The 20,804-nt window shown below is 54.1% G+C and carries 17 protein-coding genes; 5 read left to right on the top strand and 12 right to left on the bottom strand.

Annotation, left to right across the window (positions count from 1 at the left end; all coding sequences use genetic code 11):
* Positions 1–93: 93 nt before the first annotated feature.
* The 3 genes from parE (at position 94) to ACO6TI_RS20285 (ending at position 5,266) form a co-directional block, all read left to right on the top strand.
* A complete protein-coding gene (gene parE, locus ACO6TI_RS20295) occupies positions 94–2,139 on the top strand; it encodes a DNA topoisomerase IV subunit B (RefSeq protein WP_055120768.1) in 2,046 nt (681 codons plus the stop codon).
* 496 nt (positions 2,140–2,635) lie between these two features.
* A complete protein-coding gene (locus ACO6TI_RS20290) occupies positions 2,636–4,078 on the top strand; it encodes a DEAD/DEAH box helicase (protein WP_055120769.1) in 1,443 nt (480 codons plus the stop codon).
* 318 nt (positions 4,079–4,396) lie between these two features.
* Entirely contained in the window at positions 4,397–5,266 is an 870-nt protein-coding gene (locus ACO6TI_RS20285) for a GGDEF domain-containing protein (RefSeq protein WP_208992879.1), read from the top strand.
* A 67-nt stretch (positions 5,267–5,333) separates the two neighbouring features.
* Here the strand turns inward: ACO6TI_RS20285 and tenA are convergent, their stop codons facing one another.
* The 9 genes from tenA to ACO6TI_RS20240 form a co-directional block, all read right to left on the bottom strand.
* Positions 5,334–5,996 carry a thiaminase II gene (gene tenA, locus ACO6TI_RS20280; RefSeq protein WP_422383210.1) on the bottom strand — a complete coding sequence of 221 codons (663 nt, stop codon included), beginning with the start codon at positions 5,994–5,996 and terminating at the stop codon, positions 5,334–5,336.
* 37 nt (positions 5,997–6,033) lie between these two features.
* Positions 6,034–6,411 (bottom strand): Fe-S cluster assembly scaffold SufA, encoded by a 378-nt coding sequence (gene sufA, locus ACO6TI_RS20275; RefSeq protein ID WP_055120775.1) that lies wholly within the window; start codon positions 6,409–6,411, stop codon positions 6,034–6,036.
* Positions 6,412–6,484: 73 nt separating this feature from the next.
* Entirely contained in the window at positions 6,485–6,880 is a 396-nt protein-coding gene (locus ACO6TI_RS20270) for an SUF system Fe-S cluster assembly protein (protein WP_055120778.1), read from the bottom strand.
* A 13-nt stretch (positions 6,881–6,893) separates the two neighbouring features.
* Entirely contained in the window at positions 6,894–8,150 is a 1,257-nt protein-coding gene (locus ACO6TI_RS20265) for a cysteine desulfurase (protein ID WP_422383209.1), read from the bottom strand.
* Positions 8,151–8,189: 39 nt separating this feature from the next.
* Positions 8,190–9,497 carry a Fe-S cluster assembly protein SufD gene (sufD, locus tag ACO6TI_RS20260; RefSeq protein WP_422383208.1) on the bottom strand — a complete coding sequence of 436 codons (1,308 nt, stop codon included), beginning with the start codon at positions 9,495–9,497 and terminating at the stop codon, positions 8,190–8,192.
* Positions 9,498–9,523: 26 nt separating this feature from the next.
* Positions 9,524–10,279, bottom strand: coding sequence for a Fe-S cluster assembly ATPase SufC (gene sufC / locus ACO6TI_RS20255; protein ID WP_104701644.1), 756 nt, complete (start codon positions 10,277–10,279; stop codon positions 9,524–9,526).
* Positions 10,272–10,607: a hypothetical protein gene (locus tag ACO6TI_RS20250; protein WP_196999825.1), complete on the bottom strand. Its 336-nt coding sequence runs from the start codon at positions 10,605–10,607 to the stop codon at positions 10,272–10,274. Before ACO6TI_RS20250 ends, sufC begins: the two co-directional genes overlap by 8 nt.
* A 59-nt stretch (positions 10,608–10,666) precedes the next feature.
* Positions 10,667–12,139 (bottom strand): Fe-S cluster assembly protein SufB, encoded by a 1,473-nt coding sequence (gene sufB / locus ACO6TI_RS20245; protein ID WP_104701642.1) that lies wholly within the window; start codon positions 12,137–12,139, stop codon positions 10,667–10,669.
* Between the two features lie 108 nt (positions 12,140–12,247).
* Entirely contained in the window at positions 12,248–13,417 is a 1,170-nt protein-coding gene (locus ACO6TI_RS20240) for a cysteine desulfurase family protein (protein WP_196999824.1), read from the bottom strand.
* 298 nt (positions 13,418–13,715) lie between these two features.
* Here ACO6TI_RS20240 and ACO6TI_RS20235 point away from each other — a divergent pair, with 298 nt between their 5' ends.
* A complete protein-coding gene (locus ACO6TI_RS20235; protein ID WP_055120792.1) occupies positions 13,716–14,384 on the top strand; it encodes an alpha/beta hydrolase in 669 nt (222 codons plus the stop codon).
* A gap of 77 nt (positions 14,385–14,461) precedes the next feature.
* Entirely contained in the window at positions 14,462–14,920 is a 459-nt protein-coding gene (locus ACO6TI_RS20230) for a GNAT family N-acetyltransferase (protein ID WP_196879240.1), read from the top strand.
* Positions 14,921–15,008: 88 nt separating this feature from the next.
* On the opposite strand, the gene asnB is transcribed toward ACO6TI_RS20230, so the two are convergent.
* The 3 genes from asnB to ACO6TI_RS20215 form a co-directional block, all read right to left on the bottom strand.
* Positions 15,009–16,898 carry an asparagine synthase (glutamine-hydrolyzing) gene (asnB, locus tag ACO6TI_RS20225; protein ID WP_422383207.1) on the bottom strand — a complete coding sequence of 630 codons (1,890 nt, stop codon included), beginning with the start codon at positions 16,896–16,898 and terminating at the stop codon, positions 15,009–15,011.
* Between the two features lie 256 nt (positions 16,899–17,154).
* The gene (locus ACO6TI_RS20220; RefSeq protein WP_235808906.1) at positions 17,155–17,778 is read right to left on the bottom strand and encodes a DUF2155 domain-containing protein; all 624 of its coding nucleotides are present in this window, start codon (positions 17,776–17,778) and stop codon (positions 17,155–17,157) included.
* Between the two features lie 32 nt (positions 17,779–17,810).
* Entirely contained in the window at positions 17,811–20,741 is a 2,931-nt protein-coding gene (locus tag ACO6TI_RS20215; RefSeq protein ID WP_422383206.1) for a valine--tRNA ligase, read from the bottom strand.
* Positions 20,742–20,804 lie beyond the last annotated feature (63 nt).

The following is a 20,804-nucleotide window of genomic DNA, read 5'->3' as shown; positions in this document are numbered from 1 at the left end:
CTGCATTTGTCCTTCAAACTTGGTTATGATTCGGTGTAGGTACCAGCGCTGAACCTCTACAACAGAGCTACGAACCCATTCAGGCGAGACGGAATGAGCGCAAAAGACGATCTATTTGCTGGAAATGCGGCGATATCGGCACCTTTGAACGAGCCGCCGACAACACCTGCACCTCAAAAAGCGCGCCCGACATCACCTGTTTCGGTTCCGGATGACTATTCGGCCGCCGACATTGAAGTCCTAGAAGGCCTGGAGCCCGTTCGGCGGCGTCCGGGAATGTACATTGGCGGCACGGACGAAAAAGCCCTTCACCATCTGTTTGCCGAAGTAATCGATAACTCCATGGATGAGGCGGTCGCAGGGCATGCTACATGGATCGATGTTTCGCTTTCAAACGACGGATTCCTGACAATCGTCGACAATGGTCGTGGCATACCGGTTGATCCGCACCCCAAGTTCAAGGACAAGTCCGCGCTCGAAGTCATCATGACCACGCTGCACGCGGGCGGCAAATTCGACAGCAAGGTATACGAGACTTCCGGCGGATTGCACGGGGTCGGCGTGTCCGTCGTCAACGCCCTGTCCGAGGAGCTGGTCGTCGAGGTTGCCCGCAGCCGAAAACTATACCGGCAGACGTTCCGCAGAGGCCAACCACAAGGCCCTCTTGAGATGGTCGGCGACACGCAGAACCGACGTGGCACGCTGGTACGTTTCAGGCCTGATGATCAGATCTTCGGCAAGGGGGCAAGGTTCCTGCCTGCCCGTTTGCACAAGATGGCGCGCTCCAAGGCCTATCTTTTTGGCGGTGTCGAAATCCGCTGGCATTGTGCACCCGACATGATATCGGAAAAGGATCCGACACCGGCCGAGGCAGTGTTTCATTTTCCAGGTGGGCTGAAGGATTTTCTTTCCGAGCGCCTGACAAATGAACGCCGCGTCGTTGACGAGATTTTTGCCGGCCGTACCGACAAGACCGGCAAGCACGGTTCCGTCGAATGGGCCGTCAACTGGTTCGCTGGTGATGGCTTCGTCAATTCCTATTGCAATACCGTGCCGACACCGGAGGGTGGCACACACGAAGCGGGTTTCAGATATGCGCTGCTGCGCGGTCTCAAGGCATATGGCGAACTGACGAGCAACAAGAAGGCCAGCATCATTACGGGAGACGACGTGATGACGTCCGCCGGTGGAATGCTTTCGGTCTTTATTCGTGAACCCGAATTTGTCGGTCAGACCAAAGACAAACTTGCCTCGAACGAAGCCACCCGTGTGGCTGAAACCGCAGTGCGAGACGCATTCGACCACTGGCTTACAGCTTCGCCGAACCAGGCGAACAAATTGCTGGAATGGGTCATCGACCGAGCCGAGGATCGCCTGCGCCGGCGCCAGGAAAAAGACGTTGCGCGCAAAACGGCCGTCCGGAAACTTCGCCTTCCAGGAAAACTCGCGGATTGTTCTGCCAACCAGTCCGACGGCACGGAACTGTTCATCGTGGAGGGCGATTCGGCGGGCGGCTCAGCGAAGCAGGCGCGCAACCGCTCAAATCAGGCAATCCTGCCGCTGCGTGGAAAAATTCTGAATGTCGCCAATGCAGGCCGGGACAAGCTCGTCGCGAACCAGCAATTGGCGGATCTCATTCAGGCCCTCGGTTGCGGTACAAGATCGCAGTACCGGGAAACGGATCTGCGATACGAAAAGATCGTCATCATGACCGACGCGGACGTTGATGGTGCCCACATCGCGTCGCTTTTGATCACATTCTTTTACCGCGAAATGCCAGAGCTCATTCGAGGAGGCCATCTTTTTCTGGCGGTCCCTCCCCTTTACAGGCTCAGCCAGGGCGGCAAAACACTTTATGCCCGCGATGACGCGCACAAGGACGAGTTGCTCGAAACAGTTTTCAAGGGAAAATCAAAAGTCGAGATCGGCCGCTTCAAAGGCCTGGGCGAGATGTTACCGGCCCAGCTGAAGGAAACGACGATGGATCCGTCGAAACGCTCCATGTTGAAGGTCGATGTGGATGAGGCTGATATTGGCACAACGAACGATGCCGTTGAAAGACTGATGGGTAACAAACCGGAAGCGCGATTCCGGTTCATTCAGGAAAATGCGGAATTCGCGGATGATCTTGACATCTAGATTCAACAAAAGCCGTGTATGACTTTGCTCAGCCGTGAAAAAAGATCTCACGCATTCAATCTTTCAGGATACCAAACTGGTAACCCGGGAAGCCGTACATTTGGAATGCCGGCATGGCAGACATCTGATTTGATGGCACCACAGCGCAGTTACGTTAGGTAAAGCATCATGCAAATCCAGCGTAAGTAACCGTCACTCTCAGATTTTCTGTCGGCACATGAGGTCACAGGTACAGAAGTCCGGCAACTCATTTGGAATGTCACTTTGGATCTTACTGAGTCATGTTGTGCCCTTCAGCATCACTCCTGGAAGTGCTTTGACGCTGCAATATTAACTGAGATCGCAATTCTAGCGCGGAATTACTCGATTTTCTTGACATTTTACCTCTTCGGCGCATTGACACTGGGGCACATGAATGTAGTGTGTGCGCACGTTGGCACCAATGGTTTCCTAAGTGTCGCCGTCTAACAATCACAACATCCGGGCAAAACGCTCTATGTCATTTGATACTCTCGGTCTTAGCGAGAAGGTCCTCGCTGCAGTTGATGCGGCAGGTTATAAGGAACCCACAGCCATTCAGGCAGGAGCGATCCCGCAGGTTCTGGAACGGCGGGATATTCTCGGCATCGCGCAAACAGGCACAGGCAAAACTGCCAGTTTCACGCTGCCCATGCTGACTCTTCTGGAAAAGGGCCGCGCCCGTGCGCGCATGCCCCGGACACTCATCCTGGAGCCGACCCGTGAACTCGCGGCGCAGGTTGAAGAAAATTTCGAAAGATACGGCACAAATCACAAGCTGAATGTCGCATTGCTCATCGGCGGTGTTTCCTTTGCGGATCAAGACCGGAAACTCGATCGCGGCACAGACGTCCTGATTGCGACGCCCGGCCGTCTTCTGGATCATTTTGAACGCGGCAAATTGCTGCTTCAGGGCGTAGAGATCCTCGTTATCGACGAAGCCGACCGTATGCTGGATATGGGTTTCATCCCGGACATCGAGCGGATCTGCAAGTTGATCCCGTTCACGCGCCAGACATTGTTCTTTTCGGCAACCATGCCGCCGGAAATCCAGCGTCTCACAGACACGTTCCTGCAGAACCCGGCACGGATCGAAGTCGCGCCGACAGCTACGACAGCCGAAAACGTCAGCCAGCACCTCAAGGCATCTCCTTCAAAGGATTACGAGAAGCGCGCAGCGTTGCGCGATCTCCTTGAAGGCGCTGAAGACCTCCAGAACGCAATTGTCTTTTGCAATCGCAAGCGCGATGTTTCGACGCTGTTCCGCTCTCTTGAACGCCACGAATACAATGTCGGCGCACTCCATGGAGATATGGATCAGCGCACACGCATGATGATGCTGGACAATTTCCGCAAGGGGAATATCAAGCTTCTTGTCGCAAGTGATGTTGCCGCACGTGGCCTGGACATCCCGGAAGTGAGCCACGTTTTCAACTTTGATGTTCCGATCAACGCCGAAGACTATGTGCACAGGATCGGTCGTACCGGCCGTGCCGGACGCAGCGGTGCTGCATACACGCTTGTTACTGGCGAAGACAAAAAATACCTGGAAGCGATCGAAACTCTCATCAAACAGTCCATTGAGTGGCTGGGTGAGCCGATCGACTTTGAAGCGGCCGCGAAAGAACGCAAGGCAAGACGCAAAGGCGGCAAAAGCGCCAAGAGCGAGTCGAGCAACGATAATGACGCGCCGCAGGCAAAAACCTCCGGACGTCGCCGTTCGCAATCCAAACAACGTGAAACCGTATCCGAACCCAGCCAGGAGCAACAGGACGCCTTGACCCCAGCATCTGTTTCTGAACTTCCGCAAAAGGCAGTCAACAAAAAGCCCAAAAGCGGGAAGCATGAACCGGCTTTCGGTGCTGGCGTTCACATCCCGGCATTCCTGCTGCGGGAACCTCGCCCAAAAAAAGCATCGTAACGTAACTTTTAATGCGGGATATGTCTTAAGCTTAACCGCTCCTTAAAACTTCCAGTCGAGTTTGGGACCTAGATCTTGCGGCCGTGTGGGGCGGATTCGCAAGGCTAAGGTGAGAGAAGTTTTATGTCGGAAGAAGACGACCATAAGAGGACCATCCAATATGGTGAGTCCGCAATCAGCTATATAAAAAAGAACACATTACCTGCTTACCCGCGTTCTTACGAACTTTGGTACACCTATTCTGCTGGATATAATCAGGGCCTGAACCGCGCCGTAAATGATACGATAAAGGACAAAGGCCGCATCAGCACTGACGAAATGCTGAACCTTTATGGACGGTTTCTGTCTCCGACACGTCTCGGCGACCGGCTTGACGAAGTAGGCTCAAGAGTTTCCAGGGAAGTCGAGGAGCTGATCGACTCGCTGAAACTCAGTGCAGATGCAACTTCGGATTACGGCAGTGCGCTTGAGCAGGCGGGAGAAAAGATCAAGGGTGTCGCCGATCCAAAGAAACTTCAGCTTTATGTAACTCACCTTGTCAAATCCACACAAAATGCAGTTGCATCCAACCGGAAACTAGAAAGCCAGTTGCTGGAGTCCAAAAAGCATATCGAGAATTTGCAGTCTTCGCTCGAAGCCATTCGTTACGAGTCCTTGACCGACGAGCTAACGACACTCAACAACCGAAAACACTTCGAAGTCTCGCTTGAAAAGATTATTGAACAGTCCAAGGAAAGCGGTCGAGGTTTTGCCTTGCTGATGACTGACATCGACCACTTCAAGAAATTCAACGACACCTACGGCCACCAGACGGGCGATCAGGTGCTTCGTCTCGTCGCGCTCGCAGTCAAGCAAAACATCAAAACACAAGACGTTGCCTGCCGATATGGTGGTGAGGAATTTTCAATCATCTTGCCGCAATCCGAACTGGAGGAAGCTGCGGAAATCGGCGAACGGATACGCTCGGCAGTCATGTCCAAGGAACTGGTCAAACGCTCAACCGGTGAGAACCTCGGTCGCGTGACGATCTCGGTTGGAATCGCAACGTTCGACACATTGGACACAGGGCACTCTATCGTATCCCGTGCCGACGAAGCACTTTATGCCGCCAAGAACGCGGGCCGTAACCTGGTCAAGACGGAAATAGATCTGCAAAGGTCCGGTGATAGCGAAGAAAATGTAGCTTAGCCTGCAAACTGAGATGGTCCGGTCAGAGCTACATTCGTGAAATGGCTCGTCCGGCTTTCCGCCACTCTCATTGCGTTGCGTTCAGTCCCATTTGCCAGAAATCACTCTCCAGACGACACGCCTTTTCAAACAGCGACAAGACGCGTGGGTACCGGGCGGTTGTCAGGACCTGTTCACCGGTTGTATCAAACCAGGCCTCAAAACCATCTGCCAGGCCCTGGTACCCCTCCCCGGCATACTCCTGGATCCACCGTTGATACGGGTTTTCAGGAACGTCGTTCCCGGCCAATTGAAGGCGTTTACCGATTTCGGCGTAGCCAAGAACGCAAGGTGCAAGCGCGGCCTGGAGATCCAGCAAGTCTCCTGACATACCGGCATCGAGAACAAAGCGCGTATAAGCCATTGTCGGTGTATCTTCCGAAGCGAGTTCAATTTCCTCCCGTCGCATCCCCCAGCGTCCGCAGATTTCGATGTGAAGCTCGAGTTCAACGTCAAGGATGGCTTTCACACCCTCCAGCGAGTGACGCATATCGGAGATTGCCGGACTTTTGTAAATGCCAAGCGCATATGCCCGGGCGAACTGGATCAGGAACAAGTAGTCCTGGACAAGGTAGTGTTTGAAACATTCGAGCGGCAATTTCCCACTGCCAAGCTGCTCGACAAAAGCGTGCTTGGTGTAATCTTGCCATTGCGGCGCGGCATCAACCTTGAGCCGTTCAAACAGGTTCATTGAGATCTCTTGGGAGGGAGTTTGTCCGCTTGCAGCTTTACCGCGCCAGCTCATTTACATCTGCTGCCTGAAGCGAAACAGACTCGCCACAGCCGCAAGCAGATACTTCGTTCGGGTTCTTGAAGACAAAGCCAGACCGGAATTTGGTGACCTCGAAATCCATTTCCGTGCCAAGAAGAAACAGCACGGCAGAGGGATCAACGAAGAGTTTTGCGCCCTTGTCCTCGATCACGTCATCGCCCGGCTTGGCATCTTCCACCAGGTTCATGGTGTATTCCATTCCGGCACAACCACCTTTTGTGATTCCGACACGCAAGCCAGCGGCGTTCTCGTCCGTGTTTTCGACAAGTTCCCTGACACGCTCTGCGGCAGCGTCAGTCATGGTCATGACCTGGAATTTTCCACCGGAAGCCATTCAGTCCTCGCTAAGCGTCAACTATCCAAAACCTGATATAGGTTGTCAGCTTATCGGATAAAAGGTTTCGAACTCAATACCAGTTAAGGGCGACTTTCGCCTCGTCCGACATGCGATCCGGTGTCCATGGCGGATCGAACACCATATCGACATTGACCGGGCCGACGCCGGCAACTGCCGAAACAGCATCCTGCACCCAACCAGGCATTTCACCGGCAACAGGGCAACCTGGTGCTGTGAGGGTCATGTCGATGTTGATCGACCGGTCATCTTCGATATCGACCTTGTAGATCAATCCCAACTCATAGATGTCACACGGGATTTCCGGATCGTATACCGATTTCAGCGCGCCGACGATATCAGTCGTCAGGCGGTCGAGTTCGTCAACAGGAATGGCGCTTTTGGCAGTGACTTCGGCCTGAAGTTCCTCGCCATCCGCACCCGTGTCTATCGTCGTCGCGTTTTCCATCTTGGGTCCGTCCTTACCCGAAAAAGCTCTGTGCCTTCAAAAGAGCATCATACAACGCGTCAACTTCTTCGCGCGTGTTATAAAGCCCGAAACTTGCCCGACATGTAGAGGTTACACCATATCTTGCCAAGAGCGGCTGTGCGCAATGCGTGCCCGCTCTGACTGCAACCCCTGCCCGGTCGATAATCGTGGCAACATCATGTGCGTGCGCACCCTCGATCTCGAATGAAACGATCGCGCCCTTGCCCGGTGCCTCACCAAAAATCCTGAGGGAGTTGATTTCCCTGAGTTTCTGGTGAGCGTGGTCTTTCAGGTCCGCTTCGTGGCGTGCGATGTTCTCACGCCCGATTTCATCCATGTAGTCCAGCGCAGCGCCCAGTCCGATCGCCTGAACGATGGGCGGTGTACCGGCTTCAAACCGGTGCGGAGGATCATTATAGGTGATTGCCTCTTCGGTAACGTCGAGGATCATCTCACCGCCGCCATTGAACGGTCTCAAAGCATTCAAGCGTTCAGGCTTGCCCCAGAGCACACCGATTCCAGACGGACCATAAACCTTGTGGCCAGTGAAGACGTAGTAGTCGCAGTCCAGATCCTGGACATCGACCGGCAAATGCACTGCAGCCTGGCTGCCGTCGACCAGAACCGGGATGCCGCGCTCATGCGCAATCCGGCAAATCTCCTTCACGGGGACCACCGTCCCAAGCACGTTCGACATGTGCGTGATGGCGACCAGCTTGGTGCGGTCGCTCAGCGTATCGACAAATGCGTCCAGATCGAAGGAACCATCTTCCCTGACATAGACCCATTTCAGCTTCGATCCGTGCCGTTCTCGATGAAAATGCCAGGGTACGATATTGGAATGATGCTCCATGATGGAGATCACAATTTCATCGCCTTCGCCAAAATAGTCCGGACCAAGGCCGTAGGACACCAGGTTGATCGCTTCCGTGGTCGACTTTGTGAAGACGATCTCGTCGACTGATTTGGCGTTCAGGAAACGACGAACCTTTTCCCGTGCCGCCTCATAATTGTCGGTGGCCGTATTGGACAGGAAGTGCAGGCCCCGGTGCACGTTGGCATACTCTTCGGAATAGGCCCTGGTTACGGCATCTATGACAGCCTTCGGTTTTTGCGCGGACGCACCGTTGTCCAGATAAACGAGTGGCTTTCCGTAAACCTCCCGCGAAAGGATCGGGAAATCACGCCGGATCGCCTCGACATCATAGCCGGACGTCTGTGTCATGTCTTGTGCAGTCGCGACCGTCATTCGGCACTGCTCCTTGTTTTCAATAGGCCGGCAAGCGACCTAGTGACTTGCAAGCCAGTCGCGTACGCGCGCTTCCAGCCCTTCCGTCACATCGTCTTCGCCATATTCCTCAATCGCTTCAGAAAGAAACGCGAGCACCAGCAGCGTTTTCGCTTCAGCCTCGGGAATGCCACGAGCACGTAGATAAAAAAGAAGGTCCTCGTCAATCTGTCCGCTGGTCGCACCATGCGCACAGATTACGTCGTCGGCAAAAATTTCCAGCTCGGGCTTGTTTGCCATTTCCGCTTCTTCGGAAAGGAGCAAGGCCTGGGTCATCATTTCACCGTCGGACTTTTGGGCATGCTGGGCAACATTGATGCGCCCCTGGTAGACACCCTTGGCCCGACCGTCGAGTACCGTCTTGAAGAACTCGCGACTGTTGCAATGCGGAACCGCGTGATCAACGATCAGCGTCTGATCGGCCAGATCATCGCGACCAACCATCGTGACACCGTAAATCTTCGCCTCGGAATTCTCTCCAACGAAATTGATGAACTGCTGGTTTCTGGCGAATTTCGGACCGGCCATGAAACCCAGTGACCTGAATTCCGCTTCCGCACCGATGGTTGCGATGGTCGTGAGCAGTCGCGCTGAATCGCAATTGCCAACGATAAGTCGTGTCGCTGCAAGATGCGCCTTGTCGGCGATGTCGTAGTCAAAGACGGAATTGACCTCGCCCTCCGCCGTATCGCCGATGAAGGTCTCCAGCAAATGCAGGCTTGCGCCGGCCCCCGCTCTCACCTTGATCCGGGTTGCCTGTGCGCCGGAAGACGCGGCGACCTGTACCAGTTCGACCGGCTTTGATACGGCTGCACCCTCGGCGACATCGACAATCACGCCACCTTGAACAAACGCGGTGTTGAGCGCAACGACGCCATCATTCTGTCCCGATTTGGGGGGCGCAAGCAGCTGTGCGCCGTGCTCACCTGAAAGAGCGTCGTTCAGATTTGTTACCGTTACACCCTCAGTTGCCAATGCATCGACGTCAGACAACGTCGGCAGATATGAACCGTTGGCAATGACGATCCTGTACCGCTCCAGTCCACCGAAAAGGTCTTGATCTTCAAGAATGGCCTGAACACGGGAAAGATCTGCTGCAGTTGCGAGCGGCGCAGCGGCTTTCATGAAGGCGCGCAGATCGGAATACTTGTATTCTTCAACCCGGCGGTGCGGCAGTCCCCGATCGCGAAGCTGGTCGACGGCCGCTTCGCGAAGTGCGGAGACAGCAACCGACCCCGCCAAGGCCTCTCTGGCGCTCTCAAAGCGTTCAAAAAGATCGCTTTCAGCCTGAGTGTGTTTAATGGGCACGCTGGCATTCATGTCGCGTTACTCCCTCAGGCCGCCGCATCGACGTAATCTGCATAACCGTTCTTTTCCAGCTCCAGCGCCAGATCCTTGTCGCCTGTCTTGACGATGCGGCCCTTGGAAAGAACATGAACGACATCCGGAACGATATGGTCAAGCAGACGCTGGTAGTGCGTGATCACCACCATGGCGCGCTCCGGCGAACGCAGCGTGTTGACACCTTCCGACACGATACGCAGCGCATCGATGTCGAGACCTGAATCCGTTTCATCGAGGACGCAGAGCTTCGGCTCCAACAGCGACATCTGCAAAATTTCAGCCCGTTTTTTTTCACCGCCCGAGAACCCGACATTGAGCGGACGCTTCAACATGTCCATTGAAACGTTGAGATGGTTGGCTGCCGCCTTGACTCTTTTCATGAAATCCGGAATCGACAATGCATCCTCGCCCCGCGCCTTGCGCTGCGCATTCATCGCCGTCTTCAGGAACTCCATGGTCGCGACACCCGGGATCTCGATCGGGTACTGGAACGCCAGGAACATGCCGGCGGCCGCACGTTCGTCGGGGTCCATGTCCAGCATGTTTTCACCGTTGAACAGTACTTCGCCTTCGGTGATCTCATAGTCGTCCTTGCCTGCAAGAACATAGGACAACGTTGACTTTCCCGATCCGTTCGGCCCCATGATGGCGTGCACTTCGCCCGGATTGACAGTCAGGTTGACGCCGCGCAGGATTTCCGTTTCGTCTTCCGCAATGCGGGCGTGAAGGTTTTTGATCTCAAGCATTATTTGCTTCCGTCTCGTTTTCCGTTTTTTCTCTTTCAATCGCCAAATGACGAAGATCTTCAGCTCTTTTTTTGCGTACTGCGACGACATTCCAGATTTTGATGGCAACAAACCCGATGGTCACGACAATCAAGGGCCAAACTGCGTAGGCAACTAAACTCTGATCGGAAATCCAGAATATTGCTGACGCAAACAGCAACATTCCAAAAAGCACTCCGAACACAAGTTCTACGAGATACAACCGCACATATCTGTGTTGCGCTTTGAGGCCGTTTTTTCCTGACATCCGGGTCTTTGCTGCAGTAATCTGGGCTTGCGCAATGCCCAATTCCTCGTACTCCGATCCACGCCCCATTTCTCGTTCAGCCTCGCCACTAACGCTACTACTTAGCCAACAGATCCTTCCAGGCTGATCGAGATCAGCTTCTGCGCCTCGACAGCAAATTCCATCGGCAGTTGCTGGATGACGTCCTTGACGAAACCGTTGACAATCAGTGCAACCGCTTCTTCTTCTGACAACCCCCGCTGCAGGCAATAGAACATCTGGTCGTCCGAAATCTTGGAAGTCGTCGCCTCGTGCTCGAATTGTGCGGATGCATTCTTGCTTTCGATATAGGGCACGGTATGAGCGCCGCAGTCCTGTCCGATAAGCAGCGAGTCGCACTGGGTAAAGTTGCGTGCGTTCGACGCCTTCCGGTGCGCAGAAACCAGTCCGCGATAGGTGTTCTGTGATCGGCCTGCAGAGATCCCTTTGGAGATAATCCGGCTGGAGGAATTCTTTCCCAGATGGATCATCTTGGTACCGCTGTCGACCTGCTGATAGCCGTTGGAAACAGCGATAGAATAGAACTCGCCGCGCGAATTTTCGCCGCGAAGAATACAGGACGGGTACTTCCAGGTGATCGCGGAACCGGTCTCGACCTGTGTCCAGGAGATCTTCGAGTTCTTGCCGCGGCAATCACCACGCTTGGTGACGAAATTGTAGATACCGCCTTTGCCGTCCTTGTCTCCAGGGAACCAGTTCTGCACCGTGGAATACTTGATTTCCGCATCATCGAGCGCAACAAGTTCGACGACAGCGGCATGCAGCTGGTTTTCGTCACGTTGCGGTGCCGTGCAGCCTTCCAGATAGGAAACGTAGGACCCTTTTTCGGCAATGATCAGCGTACGTTCGAACTGTCCGGTATTCTGTTCATTGATGCGGAAATAGGTCGACAGTTCCATCGGGCAGCGAACACCTTCCGGGATATAGACGAAGGATCCATCGGAAAAGACGGCCGAATTCAGCGTCGCGTAGAAATTGTCGGTAACCGGAACCACGGAACCGAGATACTTCTTTACAAGGTCCGGATATTCCCGCAGTGCCTCAGAGATCGAGCAGAATATCACCCCGGCCTTCTTCAGCTCTTCCTTGAAGGTAGTGACGACGGAAACCGAATCGAAAACGGCATCGACCGCGACGCGGTTTTTCGGCTCCACACCGGCCAGAATTTCCTGCTCTGCAAGCGGAATACCGAGCTTTGCATAAGTTTCCAGGAGCTCTGGGTCGACCTCATCAAGGCTCTTCGGACCCTCGACGGATTTCGGCGCCGCCCAGTAATAGAGATCGTCGAAATCGATCCTGGGATAGGAAACACGTGCCCAACTCGGCTCTTCGAGCTGCTTGAAACGGCGCAAGGCGTCGAGACGCCATTCTGTCATCCATTCCGGTTCGTTCTTCTTGGCAGACAGAAAACGGACGGTCTCTTCCGAAAGACCCTTTGCGCCTTTTTCCGACTCGATGTCGGTTACAAAGCCGTATTTATACTGGTCAACATCGATGGCTTTCACCTGATCGATGGTTTCCTGTACAGCTGGCATCCCTTGCCTCCATTTGACGGGCACCACGCCCGTTTCTTGATCATTCAGCGCGCAGGATCATTTTCTTCCTGCGCCATTACTCAGGCGGTTTCCCGCCGAACTATCCGGTCACGCCGCCTCGTGGCGCGCGTCGGGATTGAGCCTGTCGATTATCTTCGGCCAGACATCAAGAAAGCCGGCGATGTCTGCACTGGAAGTGTTCCAGCCCAGACTGATCCGTAAAGCGCATCGCGCAAGGCTCTCTTCCACACCCATTGCGGTCAGCACATGCGATACCGAAACTTTCCCGGAAGAGCAGGCAGATCCGGACGAAACAGATACGCGCTCCAGATCAAAAGCGATCAATGCAGTTTCGGCGGGAATGCCAGGCACGGCAAAACAACAGGTATTTGCGAGACGGTCGACATTTTCACCGAAAATCACCGTTGAAGGACAAATACTTCGAAGCGCTGCTTCCAGCTGGGTCTTCAGATCAAGCACACGGCGCGTTTCGGATGTCTCTTCAAGTGCTTCAATTGCCGCAGCACCAAATCCCGTGATTGCGGCAACATTTTCCGTACCACCCCTGCGCCAATTCTCCTGACCGCCTCCAATCATCAACGGAGAAGGAGCCCGCGCAGTTGAACGAACGACAGTCGCACCAATTCCCTGGGGCCCGCCGATCTTGTGAGCGGAGAGCGTCACAATATCGGACTGCCAGGCCTCCATATCTATCTTGATGCGTCCTGCCGCCTGTACAGCGTCCACATGGAAAAAATGGCCGCATTCACGCGCAGCCGCGCCGATTTCCGCGACCGGTTGAATGACACCGGTCTCGTTATTCGCAGCCATGACCGACACCAATCCCGGCTCTGCATCTTTCAAGACTTCCTTCAGTTCCTGAAGCTGCAAGACGCCGTCGCAATCCACTGGAATGACGACCTGGTCGGCGACAGCGAACCTTCCACCAGTCAAAACCGATGGATGTTCGACCGCGCTTCTGAAAAGCTTGTCGAGGTAGACTGGAGCGCCCTGGTCCTGCCAGACCGGCGAAAGCGCCGTCATGTTGGCTTCCGTGCCACCTGAAGCAAATGTGACAGCCCTGGTTTTTTCGCCGCAAAGCCGCGCAACGTGCTCTCTTGCTTCTTCTATCCGGCCGCGCGCCCGTCGCCCGTGTGCATGCACCGAAGACGCGTTCCCCGTGTCGTTCAACACCTCGATCATGGTCTCGCGCACACCGGCACGCAAAGACGTACCGGCGTTGTGATCGAGATAAATCGGGTTTGATCGACGTGACATGAGCCCTCAAAAGTCAAGATCGACGGTTTCACTGCATCGAAAATTCACTGAAATGCCAAGCACATGTTCGAAAAACTTGATATTTTCCGCTGTGATGACGATAACACCTCCCAACCGGTCGAACCGAGCTCGCCTGCCTTTTGGGGGGTGGTGCAAACTTTCGAATAATTCTAAACAGGGTTCTAGAAACTTGGAGGCTAAGAGTCAAGTTTAGACTTACGGGAAACCACGTAGACAGAACTCCAATTCCCGCGCCCGCCCAACGTGGCGCGACAAAATGACAAGGACATAGCGCTTCATGCCTGAGGTGATCTTCAACGGTCCCGCCGGCCGGCTCGAGGGCCGGTTCCATCCCGCGAAAAAACGCAACGCACCAATTGCCCTGGTTCTGCATCTGCATCCGCAATTCGGCGGTACAATGAACAACCAAATTGTCTACCAAATGTATTACATGTTCGCGCGGCGCGGATTTGCTGTCCTTCGGTTCAATTTTCGCGGCGTGGGCCGGTCTCAGGGCACATTTGATCATGGACAGGGTGAATTGTCCGACGCGGCCGCGGCACTCGATTGGGTGCAGACTGTTCATCCAGATGCTCGTGCCTGCTGGATCGGCGGATTTTCCTTTGGCGCGTGGATCGGCATGCAGTTGCTTATGCGCCGTCCCGAAGTCGAGGGCTTCATTTCAGTCGCTCCACCGGCGAACCTGCATGATTTCTCGTTTCTTGCCCCCTGCCCTTCTTCAGGTCTGATCATTCATGGTGACAACGACAAGGTTGTCCCGCAAAAGGATGTCCAGACCCTGGTCGACAAGCTGAAAACCCAAAAAGGCATTGTGATCGATCACGAGACAATCCCCGGCGCCAATCATTTCTTTGAAAACGATATGGACGACTTGCTCCAGCGCTGCGGTACCTACGTCGATGGCCGCCTGGGTCTGACACCCGAAGATCACATCAACATAGACTGATTGTTCTTTTGGAGAGCCCGCCTGTCAGGCGGGCTTTTTTGTCTATGCAACGAGAAGCAAATTCGTCAGAAAATATTGTGATCCGGCCAGCCGGACGAGATGACCTGCCAGGCATTCTTTCGCTTTATCACGACCTCAACGCGGAAGACCTTGATGCGCCTCTATCTCTCAAGGAAAGAACATTCATTCAAATGCTGGCACAGCCAGGTCTGAGCATATTGCTGGCTCTGCTTGACGGTGAACCTGTTGCGACTATCACCGTGGTCGTCGTGCCGAACCTGACGAGAGGTTGCGCCTCTTACGCACTGCTGGAAAACGTTGCCACGCTGTCTTCCTGTCGCGGCAAGGGTATCGGGGGTCGGTTGCTGGCGGAAGCGATTGACCTTTGCTGGAAGGCAGACTGCTACAAGATCATGCTGATGTCAGGGTCGCAAAATCTGCGCGCCCACCGGTTCTACCAAGACCGGGGTTTCAAAACGACCAAGGCCGGCTTCGAACTAAGGAAACCTGGCTACGCGGTACGAAAAATTCGCTGACTACAACAATTTTCACGGTCAGTTTTGAATCCCCCTGATCACCGTGAGAGATATTGGAGCCGACCAAAACGAAAAATATGCGCCGCGATCAGCCTGTTGTATGCCATTCATCAAGAGAGGCCTCGCTGGAGCGATCCAGCGAACGAAACCACATTTCCAGGTTGAGCGCAGCCCAGGCAACCTCGCGTTCGCGCCTGCTCATACTTTCCGGTTTACGCGCCTTGTCGACAAAATCGCGTCGAACGATCTGATGTTTCTCGAGATGACCATTTTCGAAAATCTCACCGTGAGCGTTGAGCAACGCATTGTACCAAGCATGTACGGGCGGTTCGAAACCGCGCTTCGGCCTGTTCAAAATCTCGTCTCCCAAGAGATCTCGAACACTTTCCTTCAACAGGTGCTTGGGAGGCAATTGATCGTCACGAGCATGTTTTCTGAGCCCGACTAATGTCTCGACCAGTTTGTAGTCGACAAATGGCAGTCGCATCTCGATCGAACTTGCCATCGAGATACGATCTCCCTGTGCAATTCCATTTTCCGCAAGATAGTATTCGACAATCAATCTGGTAATGTCGAGGTCAATCCGGTCTGAAGCCTCACCATATTCAGCAATCGGATCAGGAGTAGACCAACTCGATTGTTCAATGAACTCAGGTTTAAAGAACTGCGGGTAGTTTTGATCTATAAATTGCGTAGCCGGCGTCTCCTCAAACAGGCGAAGACGTTTATCATTTTTCAGGTTTTTTTTGAGAAACCCTTTGAGTTCAGACACAATTCGTTTTCTGGTCTCCCGGAAACCACTCCTCTTTCCCTTTTTGTACCACTTCCCCTCATTGATCAGAACAGCATCCTGTACCCAGGGATAGCCCCAGCAAAGTTCATCAAGCCCGTGCCCTTGAAACATGACCTTGACGCCATGCTCATGTGCCTTGCGCATGATCACGAGGTAACTGAATCCGGAGATATCGGAAATCGGATCATTGCGGCTGAACACAAGATCCTCGAATGCATCAACGACATAGTCGTCTGTAATTTCAATGTCGTGGAATGGTTGTGACAGGCGATCCGCGAGCTGCTTTGCTTGTGCGCGTTCGTCAACCTCGGGTGCATCGGGGTATCCGACAGAAAATATCTGAAGTGGTTTGGAACTGTATTCGGTCAACATGCAAGCGAGGATCGACGAGTCGATGCCTCCGCTTAAACTCAGTCCCATGGGAACGTCCGAGACGATACACGTCTTGATGGCCTCTTCGAGTGATTGCCTGATTTCTTCAGTCGGGTTTCCGGTAACCGGTTTTGCGTCCCAGGGGCTCCAGTATTGTTTGATTTCGTAGCTCCAGGTCGCGATATCCAATTCAAGATATGAACCGGCAGGCAGTTTCTGGACATGTTCAAACGGCGTATGGGGTTCAGGAACGTAATTGTATCGGAAATACCTTGCGATCTGCCTGTGGCTGACTGAAGTGTCGACAAGACGCGACGATGCGATCGACCTGAGTTCGGATGAAAAAACGAAGTGGTCTTGAGAAACATGAAAATAGAGCGGTTTTTCACCCATTCTGTCGCGCGCCAAAATCAGTTTTTGACGTTCGGCATCCCATAGAGAAAAGGCGAACATGCCGCGCAGCTTTTTCAGGCAATCAATTCCATGCTCAAGGTACAATGGAACGATCACCTCACAATCGGAGTTTTTCGACGTGAAACTGTAGCCGTGCTTTTGATAGTGCGCACGGATATCGCTGAAATTATATATCTCGCCATTGGCAATCAGACAGAGAGACTTGTCTTTATCGAAAAACGGCTGGTTGGCCGTATCGATGTCGATAATGCTCAGGCGATTGTGAGAGAGCGCGACGGGACCTTTGCAGTAGTGCGAGCTTGCATCCGGTCCTCGATGAGCAAGGCTTCTTTGAAGTTCCAACAGATCTTCCAAGGCCGGTTGCGTGTGTCTGGAGACAATTCCGGAAATTCCGCACATCGTGCTTTCTCGCTACTCGTTTTCAGCGCCGTTAGACCACACATTTCGGCAATTTGGTAGACATTTGCAACCCGATGGTTGTGTGACACAAGAGGTTTGAAAATTTTTTCTGAAGCAAACAAACCAACCTTGCTCACAACACCTGGAGCAACCGGTGACAGACGTGATCGGAGAGAGTTTTTCTTTTCGACCAACAGTGTGGCATCGGTTAAATCAGCGATCGCATATTCCCGCACAGCGCTGATTGGCCTGTGCATCACCCCTGAAACGGCTTTTTCCTGGGGATGCCTGGCCCGGAATCGACACCATCGTCCGGCCCAGCAAGAGGATCTTCACCCTCTGCTACGACGCCCTTGATCGGCGGGCCATCATAATCTTCTGGAGGTGGCACGGTGGATGCCAGCTTACAGTTGGTCAGCCAGATATCGTAGACGGGATGTTCAACCGCATGCAGCCCCGGACTTGCTGCATACATCCAGCCGGAGAAAATTCGCCGGACCTCGTTGTTCAGTGTAATTTCGTCGACCTGCACGAAGCCGGTAGTCAACGGAGATTCCGTTTGCGGACGCGTGTGGCACACTCTCGGCGTTACCTGCAGCGCGCCGAACTGGACCGTTTCGCCAATATAGACATCGAAGGAAATAATCCTGCCTGTGATCTTGTCGAGGCCCGAGAAAACGGCAACCGGATTTTCAATCTTTTCAGCGCTTGCGGTATTGCTCACAGCAACAACGGAAAGCACTGATATTGCCAAACGCGCAATAAGCCGATTTGCTGATATTTTTGGTTTGAACACGTCTGCCATCAGTTTTTGAGTCGTTGATGCTAGATTACTTGCTTTCCATGCTTTGGCGCTAGCATCGAATTGCGGCCCGGACAAGACGTCGTCTTGCCCGGAACCCAGCCCACGACTTAGCCTATTTCCACCAACCTGTTCAGCGCGACCTGCACTTTTGCGCGTTTTTCTCGAGAGTCGGCGATCTTTTCGCGTTCACCGTTGACAACCTCTTCAGGCGCTTTCTCGACGAATTTCGGATTGGAAAGCTTCTTCTCTATTTTTGAGATCTCGCCATCCAGCTTGCCGACTTCCTTTTCAAGCCGTGCTTTTTCCGCTCCCAGATCAATGACACCTGCCAGCGGAAGGCAGACCGTCGTCTCTCCAACGATGATCTGCGCAGACCCGGAAGGTGCTGCGTCGGCAAGCTGCACACTTTCCGCACGCGCCAAACGGAGGATGGCCGACTCGTGGGTTTTCAATCGGGATATTGTCTTGTCGTTCGCTCCGTTGATGACAATCGCAACCTTTGCCGCTGCCGGGACATTCATCTCGGCCCGGACCGACCGGATTTCAGAAATCAGTTTTACCAGCCAGTTGATCTCGTCGGCTGCCGCCGCGTCTGAAACACACTCTACCGGCCAGGCCGTCAGCATGATAAGACCGTCTGCGCTCGCCCCTTCATCACCAAGACGTTCCCACAACTCTTCCGTCAGGAACGGCATGAAGGGGTGTAGAACCTTCAAAATCTCATCAATAGCCCAGGCAGCAGTCGCCCGCGTTTCGGCTTTGGCTGCCTCGTCATCACCGTTGAAGACAGGCTTGGCGAGTTCGAGAAACCAGTCGCAAAACGTGTTCCAGGTGAACCGGTAGACGGCTCCGGCTGCGTCGTTGAAGCGATAATCTTCAAGCGCAACGGTTACTTCAGCCGTACAACGCCCCATTTCTGTTGCGATCCAACGGTTCAACGTGTGTTTGGTCGCAGCCGGATCGAATCCCTCAACACGCGCGCACCCGTTCATCTCGGCAAAACGCGCCGCGTTCCACAATTTGGTGGCAAAGCGTTGCCCCCCTTCCGCCGCCTGATCGGACATCCGCAACATCCGGCGCGCCTGAACCTCCTGGCTGGCCAGCGCGAAGCGCGTGGCGTCTGCCCCGAAACGGTCAATCAGATCGAGCGGATCGATGACGTTGCCTGTGGATTTGGACATTTTCTTGCCCTTGCCATCAACAACGATCGAATTGAAATAGACCGTGTGGAACGGCACTTCCCCCATGAAGTGGATGCCCTGCATCATCATTCGCGCGACCCAGAAGAAGATGATGTCGAGGCCCGTGACCAGTACATCCGTCTTGTAGTAGCGTTCAAGTTCAGGAGTCTTGTGCGGCCAGCCCAGTGTGGAGAACGGCCAAAGCGCGGAGGAGAACCAGGTGTCCAGGACATCTTCATCTCGCGTCAATGCCTTCCCTCCGGAGAGAGCAACAGCCTGCTCTTCCGTCTGGGCGCAGTATTCGTTGCCGTCTTCATCGTACCAGACCGGAATCTGGTGTCCCCACCACAACTGGCGCGAAATGCACCAGGGTTGAATGTCTTCCAACCAGTTGTTGTAGATCTTGTCGGCGTTTCCAGGGATCAGTTTCGTCTCACCGTTTCTGACTGCCTCCAAGGCAGGCTCCGTCAGCTTCTTTGCATCGACAAACCACTGATCCGTCAGCATCGGCTCGATAACAACCTTGGAGCGGTCGCCGAAGGGCTGCATTATCTTTTTCGACTCGACGAGAGGCAGTCGCTCCGGCCCGGTCTGGTCTTCCTCAAGCGGACGAACGATTGCGCGTCCGAGAGGATGCCAATCCGGTGCCTGCCCTTTCATCCAGGCGACCTCCGGATGTTCGGCAGGAACCGTCACCGCCAGCCCCTCTGCGGTGATCTGTTCAATGACGCGCTTGCGCGCCTCAAAGCGATCGAGGCCGCGCAGCTCCTCCGGAACGATATTGATGAGGTCAACTTCGTTGATTGTCATCTCGGCGCCATCAATGATGGCCTGCGCTTTTGACGCCTCTTCAACATAGGGTGCGCCGTCTGCGCGCATGGCACCCTTTGTATCCATAAGGCGGTACATCGGGATCTTGTTTCTCAACGCGACGCCATAGTCGTTGAAATCGTGTGCGCCCGTAATCTTAACCGCACCGGAGCCGAAATCCGGATCCGGATAATCATCCGTGATGATCGGGATCAACCGACGGTGCTCTTTCGGGCCTACCGGAATTTCGCACAACTTGCCCAGGATTGGCTTGTAACGCTCATCGCGAGGATGAACCGCAACCGCCCCATCGCCGAGCATCGTTTCCGGACGCGTCGTGGCAATGGAGATATAGTCTCGGGTTTCCCGAAGAGTGACATTCCCGTCCTCGTCCTTTTCGACATACTCGTATGTCTCGCCACCTGCCAACGGATACTTGAAGTGCCACATATGACCGTCGGTTTCGATGTTCTCGACTTCGAGATCGGAAATCGCAGTTTCAAACTTGGGATCCCAGTTGACCAGTCGCTTGGATCTGTAGATCAGGCCTTCGTTGTAAAGGTCAACGAACACCTTCAAGACCGCCGCCGAAAGGTTCGGCGACATGGTGAATTCCGTCCGGCTCCAGTCGCAGGATGCCCCGAGGCGCTTGAGCTGCCCGAGGATCGTGCCTTCCGACTTGCGCTTTTGTTCCCAGACCCGCTCGACGAAGGCCTCGCGCCCCATGTCGCGCCGACCAGGTTGTTGAGTTTCCATCAGCTCACGCTCGACAACCATTTGGGTCGCAATACCGGCGTGATCGGTGCCAGGTTGCCAGAGAACGTCAAATCCCTGCATGCGCTTCCAACGCACCAGAATATCCTGAAGCGTGTTGTTGAGTGCGTGCCCCATGTGAAGGGAACCCGTCACATTGGGTGGCGGAATTACGATGGAGAAGGCAGGTGCGCCACTCTTGGCACCCGCTCCGGCCTTAAAGGCCTCGGCCTTTTCCCAGTTTTCGTAAATCCGCGGCTCAACGCTGGCCGCGTCGTAGGTCTTATCCAGCATCAGTGTCACTCAAAGGGAGATGTATTTCGAAATTCGTGAGCCCCCGTGTAAATCGGATGCGCC

Source organism: Roseibium album (genome assembly GCF_965233825.1).
Classification (GTDB): domain Bacteria; phylum Pseudomonadota; class Alphaproteobacteria; order Rhizobiales; family Stappiaceae; genus Roseibium; species Roseibium album.
Note: the sequence above shows the minus strand (reverse complement) of the source record. Positions and strands in the feature narration are given on the sequence as shown.

Bases quoted from the DNA above. Each gene is read 5' to 3' on its own strand.
- asnB (WP_422383207.1), bottom strand. From the start codon at position 16,898: ATGTGCGGAATTTCCGGAATTGTCTCCAGACACACGCAACCGGCCTTG.
- ACO6TI_RS20285 (WP_208992879.1), top strand. From the start codon at position 4,397: ATGCTGAACCTTTATGGACGGTTTCTGTCTCCGACACGTCTCGGCGAC.
- ACO6TI_RS20270 (WP_055120778.1), bottom strand. From the start codon at position 6,880: ATGGAAAACGCGACGACGATAGACACGGGTGCGGATGGCGAGGAACTT.
- ACO6TI_RS20290 (WP_055120769.1), top strand. From the start codon at position 2,636: ATGTCATTTGATACTCTCGGTCTTAGCGAGAAGGTCCTCGCTGCAGTT.
- parE (WP_055120768.1), top strand. From the start codon at position 94: ATGAGCGCAAAAGACGATCTATTTGCTGGAAATGCGGCGATATCGGCA.
- ACO6TI_RS20235 (WP_055120792.1), top strand. From the start codon at position 13,716: ATGCCTGAGGTGATCTTCAACGGTCCCGCCGGCCGGCTCGAGGGCCGG.
- sufA (WP_055120775.1), bottom strand. From the start codon at position 6,411: ATGGCTTCCGGTGGAAAATTCCAGGTCATGACCATGACTGACGCTGCC.
- ACO6TI_RS20240 (WP_196999824.1), bottom strand. From the start codon at position 13,417: ATGTCACGTCGATCAAACCCGATTTATCTCGATCACAACGCCGGTACG.
- sufB (WP_104701642.1), bottom strand. From the start codon at position 12,139: ATGCCAGCTGTACAGGAAACCATCGATCAGGTGAAAGCCATCGATGTT.
- tenA (WP_422383210.1), bottom strand. From the start codon at position 5,996: ATGAACCTGTTTGAACGGCTCAAGGTTGATGCCGCGCCGCAATGGCAA.
- sufC (WP_104701644.1), bottom strand. From the start codon at position 10,279: ATGCTTGAGATCAAAAACCTTCACGCCCGCATTGCGGAAGACGAAACG.
- ACO6TI_RS20265 (WP_422383209.1), bottom strand. From the start codon at position 8,150: ATGACGGTCGCGACTGCACAAGACATGACACAGACGTCCGGCTATGAT.
- ACO6TI_RS20215 (WP_422383206.1), bottom strand. From the start codon at position 20,741: ATGCTGGATAAGACCTACGACGCGGCCAGCGTTGAGCCGCGGATTTAC.